This is a genomic window from Ruminococcus sp. RTP21358st1_G6_RTP21358_211008 (assembly GCF_040908885.1).
Lineage (GTDB): Bacteria > Bacillota > Clostridia > Lachnospirales > Lachnospiraceae > Blautia_A > Blautia_A faecis.
In genome coordinates, this window is the sequence record NZ_JBDGDM010000096.1 from 1 (window position 1) to 3,040 (window position 3,040).

Genomic DNA, 3,040 nt, shown 5'->3' on the forward strand with positions numbered 1-3,040 from the left:
TATTTTTACTATTTAGTTTTCAAGGAACAGATGAGCCAATATAACTGGCTTAAGTTGACACTATATTGCTAGCATTGTGGTCAGACTGCATAAAGAAAAAATATAATTTTCAAATAGGATTATAAATTTCCAGAAATAGTTTTTCCTGAAAGAAAATTAGAGAACAAAAACTGAAAAAATCCTAATTCCATGTGGATTCTGCTCTCATGAGACCGAGCTTTACCTGAGGTTAACAATATTAAAAAATTGAGTATAGAGAATATTTGAAAAGGAGCCTTTTATGGAAACAACATTATTAATTATGGCCGCCGGCATCGGTTCCCGTTTCGGTGGTGGAATAAAACAATTAGAACCTGTCGATTCATCTAATCACATCATCATGGACTATTCCATCCATGATGCAATTGAAGCAGGGTTTAACCATGTAGTTTTTATTATCCGCAAGGATATCGAAAAAGAATTTAAAGAAGTAATCGGTGAACGCATTGCCGACATCTGTAAAAAGTACAATGTAACTGTAGACTATGCTTTTCAGGATATCAACGATATTCCATGCACTTTACCAGTTGGACGGACGAAACCCTGGGGAACCGGACAGGCTGTTTTGGCAGCAAAGAAGCTGCTGAATACTCCGTTTGTTGTAATTAATGCAGATGATTATTACGGAAAAGAGGGCTTCAGATCTGTTCATGAATATCTGGTAAACGGTGGGAAATCCTGTATGGCTGGTTTTGTTCTGAAAAATACGTTGTCAGATAACGGCGGCGTGACACGTGGTATCTGCAAAATGGATGAGCAGAATAACCTGACTGAGGTTGTGGAAACAAAGAATATTGTTAAGACTGCAGAGGGTGCAATGGCAGATGGTGCAGCTCTGGATACAGATTCTCTTGTTTCTATGAATATGTGGGGATTAACACCAGACTTCCTGGAGATATTGGAAACTGGTTTTGCCCGGTTTTTCGAAAAAGAAGTTCCAGCTGATCCGCTGAAAGCTGAGTATCTGATTCCGACTTTTATCGGAGAATTACTGGCTGAAGGAAAAATGGATGTGAAAGTGTTGCGTACCAATGATACCTGGTATGGAATGACTTATAAGGAAGATGTCATGGCTGTCAGGGACAGCTTTAAAGAAATGTTTGAAAAGGGAATATATAAGGCAGATTTGTTTTCAGATCTGTGATATACTGGAGCCACGGGAAATCACCGTGGCTTTATGTTTTATATTACGGGAGAAAGCAGGGATAAGATGCATTTTGAGTATTGTTATAAAATTACATATGAATCAGGGGAAGTCTGCGAGAGACGTCAGATCCAATTATGTGTGGAATTGTCAAAGGAAGATTATGGGAAAATTATAAGAGGTGTGTTGGATGGTGTTTCGATTGAGAAGATTGAGGGGATTTCAGAGGCGATTACAGCGATGAAAGATAATGTGATGTCTGCGGACAGATGGATGAACAAAAATGGCTCGTGGAGATCTACACCATTGAAGAAAAACCGTGCAGTTTCGAAAATTGAATTATTTATGACAGATTCCGAGTATGCTCGGATTCGAAAAATGAAAGATCCTATAGAAACGCTGAATCGTCCGGAAGAGCATATGACAATTTATCGGAGTGATGGTTCTTTCGTAAGTTTGAAATATGAGAATGGCCGGGTGACTATTTGTGATTCCAGAGAGAAAAATGTGAGAAGGATTGCGGATGCAGATAACTTTATTAGAGATATTGTGCATTAAAATTATTGGTTTTGTAAGTGTTCGGGAGTTTCTAAGAACCTGTGGTTCAATAGGGTTGAAATTTATTTATGGAGGTGAATGATACATGATTAAGAGAAATTTTATTCAACCAACGAATGAAGAAATCAGAGAAAGAGAAAAAATGTATGAAGAAGCTGCTTCACTTGGAATTGATCTTATGGGATACGATGACTCTGATCATTCATCTACTGAGAGGCAAGATAGAAGAAAAGCGGTTGTATTACTTGGAACTGGAAAAACTGTGCCAAAAGAGTTAAAAGAACGCTTGTTAAATGATACATTGAAACACAACAGACAGAAAAATAAACCTTAAGGTAAAGGAATATACGATTAATCTTAAGATAAGAAAGCTATCCGGAAAATGGTGTACGTTGTGGCTAAGAGGAGGGGGCTAATGATTCTTATATATGCATATATAGAAAAATACAAAAATTATGAGCATCAGGAAATTACTTTTCATACGTCATATTCGGTGTGTTTTGAAAATAGAATTCTTCAGATCACCTACAACGGAACGCCGATGTATCAAAACTTGTATCATAAGGGAAAACCTGATAATCTGCAAATTGCTATGATATAAATTCATTTATAAAACCACCATATGAGGATGAAAAAGAAAACTATGATGATTTTAATAATGACTGGATTGGTCGCATGGTTGTACCATATCATAGAACTTCACTTTGGAAACTTTGTGATTACATACGGGATTATATTGTAAGTGTAGAGTGTGGATCATTAAAACGAGAAGTTTCCTTTGTATTATCTACACATAATTTTGCGGATAATTATCCGATTAAACTTTCTAATGCGGTTGAAGCTGATTATTGGACATTTTTCGTAAGCGCTTAAATCTTGGGTAGCTTTACTGTCTACATTTTTTAACTCATAATGATAGTAAATAGTAAATAGATTTTTACTACACTCCGCTTGATAGGATTTACTATATTTGGAGGTTTCATTATGAGTAATAAACGTGCTCCTACATTGGTGCCAGACCCTTGGTACTAAACTGTAAACGCAAAATGAACAAAATATGATTAAAAAGTCGAATGCTGTCGAATCAGTGTCTGTATTAGGCAGAATAAAGTCGTGTGGAAAAAACTACACGGTAGCTGCTCAAATCTTCATATACCTCTCTGTGGCGAGTAGCATGCAACGGTCTTATGATTGGCTGAGATGTGAAGAATAAACTCTAGATAGGAGCTTCTTATATAATTTAAATATAAGGAATTCCGAGAAAGAAGGTTGAGAAAAAAATACCTCAGAGTAAAATAA

At 36.4% G+C, this 3,040-nt stretch carries 4 protein-coding genes; all 4 read left to right on the forward strand.

Annotated features, from left to right (window positions below; all coding sequences use genetic code 11):
* The first annotated feature begins 280 nt into the window (after positions 1-280).
* Positions 281-1,183: a sugar phosphate nucleotidyltransferase gene (locus AB5Z12_RS20575; RefSeq protein ID WP_347087123.1), complete on the forward strand. Its 903-nt coding sequence runs from the start codon at positions 281-283 to the stop codon at positions 1,181-1,183.
* Positions 1,184-1,216: 33 nt separating this feature from the next.
* On the forward strand, positions 1,217-1,741 hold the full coding sequence (locus AB5Z12_RS20580) for a hypothetical protein (RefSeq protein ID WP_368368770.1): 525 nt from the start codon (positions 1,217-1,219) through the stop codon (positions 1,739-1,741).
* Positions 1,742-1,826: 85 nt separating this feature from the next.
* The gene (locus AB5Z12_RS20585; protein WP_368357530.1) at positions 1,827-2,075 is read left to right on the forward strand and encodes a hypothetical protein; all 249 of its coding nucleotides are present in this window, start codon (positions 1,827-1,829) and stop codon (positions 2,073-2,075) included.
* A gap of 81 nt (positions 2,076-2,156) precedes the next feature.
* A complete protein-coding gene (locus AB5Z12_RS20590) occupies positions 2,157-2,342 on the forward strand; it encodes a hypothetical protein (RefSeq protein ID WP_368357531.1) in 186 nt (61 codons plus the stop codon).
* Positions 2,343-3,040 lie beyond the last annotated feature (698 nt).

Coding starts and splice junctions, on each gene's coding strand:
- AB5Z12_RS20585 (WP_368357530.1), top strand. CDS start 1,827: ATGATTAAGAGAAATTTTATTCAACCAACGAATGAAGAAATCAGAGAA.
- AB5Z12_RS20580 (WP_368368770.1), top strand. CDS start 1,217: ATGTTTTATATTACGGGAGAAAGCAGGGATAAGATGCATTTTGAGTAT.
- AB5Z12_RS20590 (WP_368357531.1), top strand. CDS start 2,157: ATGATTCTTATATATGCATATATAGAAAAATACAAAAATTATGAGCAT.
- AB5Z12_RS20575 (WP_347087123.1), top strand. CDS start 281: ATGGAAACAACATTATTAATTATGGCCGCCGGCATCGGTTCCCGTTTC.